Here is a 5,641-nt window from a genome sequence, read left to right as displayed (position 1 = left end):
ATCCAGGATTCAGCACTACAGGTTTAGCCTTAAAATAACCCAGCAGCACAATAAACATGTAGCGCTGCCCACGATTTCGGAATTTATTAGCGACAGCCAGTTCCTTGTCGTTCAGAGCGAAAATGAAGCGTTGATCGTTGGACGTGAAAATTGGGGGCCCATAAAAATCGTCTTGTTCTGCATCGGACAAGATTTGAACACGTTCTTCATATGCCATACGTTTAGCCTAAAAAGGCCAAATCTTAACCAAAATTGGTGTAAATATGGACTTCAGAAAAAGCAATCCCCTCTTGGAGGCCCCGGATGGCGGGGCTTTCGGCGATTATTGTCGTTTTTGGACGGAAAAACCCTAGTACCCCAATATGTGAGAGAAGCACAGGGCTGTTGTTTCAGTTTTTTAGGGTATTCCCGTGGCTCAAGCACTATCAATGCTGGGGTCATCAGAATTTAAGTCGCTGCCACTCGTCATGCCATTTATGATCTTCGGCATGCTGGTAGATAGCGGTGGTTTCCAGCTTGTCGTGACGGGCAGAAGCCTGAATGTATTTGAGGCCGATACCTGAATCATCACCATGAGTAACAGCTGTATGCCGGAACCAGTGGGTAGATGCACTTCTGAGCTTTCGTGCACAGGCTGGCGATTCAGCCTCTATGCTGTCAGCCGCCCCAACGACAATCTCCTTCACCAGGCGATAGATCATATTGCCAGTGACGCCATTGGTCCCCTTGACGCTCCGAAACACCGGTGACGTGTCATCCTCGGGGGGGAAGTCATCCAAACCTAAAAAACGACGATAACGTATCAATGCATCCATCATTTCATCATTAGCGGGGACCCGGGCGCGCTTGCCACCTTTGCCTTCGACAAACCACCACCACCTACCCCGGAATTCCCTGAAGCTATTCATTGAATGGCTCGCAATTTCCGACACCCTGGGTGCGAGCAAATAGAGGAAGTGAAACAAATAGCGGATCCGCTCGAAATGCTCGATCTCTCGGCGTGTGCCTTGGGGCAGGGCAGCGATATAAGTCTTCAGGTGCTCCCACGTCTCTTGGTCGAGAAAGCGCTCTTGTACGATGACATCATCGGTAGCAGGCGTCAGCATCTTATTCCGCCGGCGGATCAACGACAGCGGATTCCCGCGTATATACCCGGCGTCCACCCAGTAGGAGAGGAGGGCATTGATCACGATCAGGGCCTGTCGCTGGCTACTCTGGCTCAATGGCCCCTGGAAAGGCTTCCAGGATGGCGAATGCCGCGGAGCTCGCGGACCACACCAGTAGGCCTCGGGCTGGGGATTTCCTATAAACACCTGGTAGGCCTGAAAGTCCTCCCTCAACAATCCCGAGATCGGCTTGTACTGCTGCTTGATCGACCAGAGGAGCAGGCGTTCGGCTTCGATACGATATTTGCGGTAGGTGTGCGGTGAGTCCTCGAACTCTGCCAACCAGCACTGAATCGCTTCCCAATCGTTATTCGCTTGGATCTGGCAATGCGACTGAGACAGCCGATTGTCTCCCTGGCTGCCATCCAGTTCCTCGGGCAGGGCGCCCAATCCATCCAGCGACACCGGATGCAGTCCAAAATTGGCTAATTCCACACCTGAAAGGTCTCCTACTGCTAAATCGGCGATATTGAGATTTTACCTCTCATAAATTCATGATAATAGGGTTTCTCTGGAGCCGGTACAGCATACCTTACTGAAATTAAACAGTTATTCTGTGCAGGCGTGGTCCCCTGTAATTTGGATGATAGAGGCGCTTGAAAAGTCCCAAAAAGGGACCTATAGTTCCCATATTGGGTACTAACTGGTGATCGGCCGATGGATAGCTCACAGTCAGCAATTGGAAATGCGCTGTTTACCAAAACGCAGCAGCGGGTTTTGGGGCTGCTCTATGGTAGGCCCGAACGGAGCTTCTATCTGAATGAACTCGTTCGCCTGGCCGATATGGGCAAGGGAACAATCAGGCGCGAGCTGGATAAGCTTTGCTCGGTGGGTTTGGTTACGGAGACCAGGCAGGGCAATCAAAATCACTATCAGGCCAATCCCGCCAACCCCGTGTATAGCGAGTTAAAAGGGATTATCGACAAGACCTTTGGTGTGGTAGGCGCATTGGCTGCGGCACTGGAGCAATCACTTTCCGACATTACGTTTGCCTTTGTTTATGGTTCGGTGGCTAAAGGGGAGGAAAGTGCCGACAGTGACATTGATCTGATGCTGGTTTCCGATAGTCTCGGCTACAGCGACGTCATGAGCCTGTTGCTTCAGGCGGAGCAACATCTGGGCCGCAAGATCAATCCGACGCTCTACTCCGCGAAAGAATTTGATCAGAGGATAACAGGACGACAAAATTTTCTTACCAGAGTCCTTATGCAAAGTACGTTATGGCTACACGGTGAGTCGACTTTTAATCAACAGTACCAGGCGTATTTGAATAGGGAGTAACGGGCGATGGATGCGCTGGATAATCTTGTCAGAATCAATCAATTGAATGCAGAACCTCCGGATCAGGCGGAGTTTGAGGGGATGTTAAAAGCTGCTTCAGCCAAATTGCAAGATGCACATTTGGCCGGCCTGTCCAAAGACAGCCAGTTCACCCTGGCCTATGGTGCTGCACATGCCCTGGCCCTGGCGGCGCTTCGCTGGCACGGCTATCGATCCGACAAGCGCTATATCGTGTTCCAATGTCTGCAACACACAGTTAAGTTACCCGCCGAAGAGTGGCGAATTTTCGATTTGTGCCACAACCGTCGTAACCTGGCTGAGTATGAGGGACATCTGGAAATTGAAGATGGCTTGTTGAGAGACTTGCTCAGACTGACCCAGGACCTGCACGCACAGGTCAAGGCACTCGGGCCGGTTCATCCCTAGAAAATTGGGATGAATCGCTTGCTTTACTAGTACGCTTATTGGTGACACAACAGCGCGTAGTGGGCAGAAACTCCCACCTACTACCAAGTACACTGATAGGAACTCTTTAAGACTAGGCGCTCATGCTGATAGGGTTCCCCGTGAGGCTTGAATGGCCTTAAGCTCAAAAAATCAGGGAGTTGTCGGGTAGTCGAAAGCGATATCGTTTTTCCTCGATGGAATACTGGGTAATCCTTGCCCCAGTCTACAACTTTGATTCCAGTTTTTTACGCCGTAGCGCTAATGTAGCCTTCGATGACTTAAGATCATTCAAGCGCACGATAGATCGAAAAATCCATGCATTGATCCATGCAGCACCGCCACACAATCCGATAGAAACGCCCCACACAGTCACGGCAACCATGTCAGGAACGGGGAATAGCGTTATTGTGAGCAGTGCTGCAGCGACTGAAAATCCAACCGCCAATGAGAAGCACAATACCTTGAATCCAGATCTAATCAGCTGGACATTCCCCCTGGCGATGCGCTCGAGGAAGTCCTGATTATGTTCCAGGTCAGAGATGCTGGATCGGATCAGCGTGTCACGTATCCTTGAGAGCCAGATGAGCAGTAATCCGGCAACGACTGATGCACCGACCGACGCGACAAGTTCTAGTACAGAATATTCTGGCAAATCAGAAAGCCTTTGAACAACGACAACCTATGGACGATCCCTGATTGTAATGATGGGGTGCACTCCTTTGCGTGACCCAGGTCACGGCCAGATATGCTTATTTGGACTGCGGGCACGGCATAAAAATCAGGACGCGCATCGTCGCCCTGAACTAGACGGGCAGCGGTTAGTTCTGGTCCATCGTGTCTCACAAGTACAGTGAAGGGTAAGACACTCGACCGAGAATTCTAAGCTGCCACCGCTATGAGGATTGAGAGAGAACGTTCGACTAATCGGTGTCGTCACCCTACCTACCAGGCACCTTCCTGGGCCCGTTCCAGAGGCCGGATTGGTTGTTAAACGGGAACAACGCGTCTTAGCGCGAGCGATCACTACGATTCATGGGATATTGGTGAGAATCTACAATGGGCTGAATGCTCTCAGCTGTACGGGAATTGCCCAACTTGATCTTGCAATAACCATCATCGCGTAATATCGTCCCGTGCACTGACGTCTAATTTCAGGGATCGAAATTCGTATGACTCCAGGCAGCGCCCGCGCCAAACGGATATTGGCGGCACTCTCCACCTGCTTTGCAGTGTCCCTCAGCTCTCCCGCACTTGCCTCAGGTGAATCGCTGTGCGATCTCATGCCCATAGCCATTGAGGACTCCGTTTTAGCGCCTCTGGCGGTGGGCGATCTCGCTGATCAAATTTCGATCAAGCAGGCGCACGGTAATTTCGGTTGGCTGACCTGGGCGGGTAGCCCCAGCTCACCGGTACTGGCCAATAGCCTGACCTTGCCGGGCGATAGTGACACCTAAGAGGTGGCCCCAGTTCTTTGAACAGCAATACCCGATTCTATAAGTGGATGCCTGCCCTTGGTTTAAGCTGCCATGGGTAGTGACAGCGCTTCAAAGTAGAACTGATCAGGTGTCTGCCGGTCAAGACTGCTGTGGGGCCGGCGGCTGTTGTAGAAGCGGAAGTAGCGATCCAGTCCAGCCCTGGCCGCCGAGACAGTGTCGTAGGCATGGAGGTAGACCTCCTCGTATTTCACCGATCGCCACAGTCGCTCGACGAACACGTTGTCCCTCCAGGCGCCCTTGCCGTCCATACTGATCTGGATGCCGTTGTCCTTCAGCAGACCGGTAAAGGCCATACTGGTGAACTGGCTGCCCTGGTCGGTGTTCATGATCTCCGGCTTGCCATGCCGCTCCATGGCTTCCTCAACGGCCTCCAGGCAGAAATGGGTATCCATGGTGGTCGAGACCTTCCAGGACAGCACACGCCGGGAGAACCAGTCCACGACGGCAGCCAGGTAGACGAAGCCACGAGCCATCGGCAAATACGTAATATCCATCGCCCACACTTGATTGGGTCGAGTTACCGCCAGATTCCGGAGCAGGTACGGGTAGACCTTGTGCCCAGGATGCCGCTTCGTGGTCTTGGGTTTCCGGTACAGAGCTTCAATGCCCATGAGGCGCATCAGTCGCCCAACCTTGGAGCGACCCACCTTGTGGCCCTCTTGACGCAGCAGATCCCGTAGCATCCGGGCACCAGCAAACGGTAGTTCCAGATGCAACCGGTCGATGCGGTTCATCAACATCTGATCGCGGGGACTAATTGGCTTGGGCTGGTAGTACACCGTGCCTCGGCTGATATCCAGCAGTTTGGCCTGCCGACTGATGGGTAGTTTGTGGTCGCGGTCGATCATCGTTTTTCGCTCAGCAATCCCGCCTTGGTGAGCGCGCCTTCTAAAAAATCGTTTTCTAAAGTCAGCTCCCCGATTTTGGCGTGAAGCGTCTTCACATCCACCGGCGGCTCCTTGGATTCTCCTCCGTCAAACACATCTGCGGATCGGTCCAGAAGCTGTGTCTTCCACTGGGTGATCTGATTCGGGTGAACATCGAAACGTTCAGCCAGCTCTGCCATGGTCTGTTCGCCCTTGAGGGCCTCCAGTGCCACCTTGGCCTTGAATTGAGGTTTGTGATTGCGGCGAGGTCTTCTAGCCATTGTGATCTCCTGATATCGGGCAATACGATGCCCTAAGTCAGGCAGGCAATCCACTTATAGCGCTGTTCAGATTTCTGGGGCCACCTCTCTACGTCAATCCTGAC

7 protein-coding genes are annotated in these 5,641 nt (G+C 52.6%); 3 read left to right on the top strand and 4 right to left on the bottom strand.

What is annotated here, in order from left to right; genetic code table 11:
• Both G533_RS0118975 and G533_RS0118970 read right to left on the bottom strand, forming a co-directional pair.
• The coding region (locus G533_RS0118975; RefSeq protein ID WP_027951269.1) for a DUF4158 domain-containing protein at positions 1–217 on the bottom strand (217 nt) is incomplete at its 3' end.
• 223 nt (positions 218–440) lie between these two features.
• Positions 441–1,601: a tyrosine-type recombinase/integrase gene (locus G533_RS0118970; protein ID WP_084639176.1), complete on the bottom strand. Its 1,161-nt coding sequence runs from the start codon at positions 1,599–1,601 to the stop codon at positions 441–443.
• A 222-nt stretch (positions 1,602–1,823) separates the two neighbouring features.
• On the opposite strand from G533_RS0118970, the gene G533_RS22970 reads away from it, so the two are divergent.
• Both G533_RS22970 and G533_RS0118960 read left to right on the top strand, forming a co-directional pair.
• Positions 1,824–2,447: a nucleotidyltransferase domain-containing protein gene (locus G533_RS22970; protein ID WP_051230692.1), complete on the top strand. Its 624-nt coding sequence runs from the start codon at positions 1,824–1,826 to the stop codon at positions 2,445–2,447.
• A gap of 6 nt (positions 2,448–2,453) precedes the next feature.
• A complete protein-coding gene (locus G533_RS0118960) occupies positions 2,454–2,873 on the top strand; it encodes a hypothetical protein (RefSeq protein ID WP_027951267.1) in 420 nt (139 codons plus the stop codon).
• Positions 2,874–3,117: 244 nt separating this feature from the next.
• Here the strand turns inward: G533_RS0118960 and G533_RS24685 are convergent, their stop codons facing one another.
• Positions 3,118–3,546, bottom strand: coding sequence for a hypothetical protein (locus tag G533_RS24685; protein WP_144079959.1), 429 nt, complete (start codon positions 3,544–3,546; stop codon positions 3,118–3,120).
• Between the two features lie 517 nt (positions 3,547–4,063).
• On the opposite strand from G533_RS24685, the gene G533_RS0118955 reads away from it, so the two are divergent.
• Complete coding sequence (locus G533_RS0118955) at positions 4,064–4,348, top strand: hypothetical protein (protein WP_027951266.1); 285 nt, start codon at positions 4,064–4,066, stop codon at positions 4,346–4,348.
• A gap of 62 nt (positions 4,349–4,410) precedes the next feature.
• Here G533_RS0118955 and G533_RS0118950 read toward each other — a convergent pair.
• Positions 4,411–5,537, bottom strand: a protein-coding gene (locus tag G533_RS0118950) for an IS3 family transposase (protein ID WP_420835545.1) whose coding sequence is annotated in 2 segments (ribosomal slippage) — positions 4,411–5,288 and positions 5,288–5,537 — 1,128 coding nt in all. Because the reading frame shifts where the segments join, the coding sequence is not laid out codon by codon here.
• Positions 5,538–5,641 lie beyond the last annotated feature (104 nt).

Source organism: Haliea salexigens DSM 19537 (genome assembly GCF_000423125.1).
In the GTDB taxonomy this organism is placed as follows: domain Bacteria; phylum Pseudomonadota; class Gammaproteobacteria; order Pseudomonadales; family Halieaceae; genus Haliea; species Haliea salexigens.
Note: the sequence above shows the minus strand (reverse complement) of the source record. Positions and strands in the feature narration are given on the sequence as shown.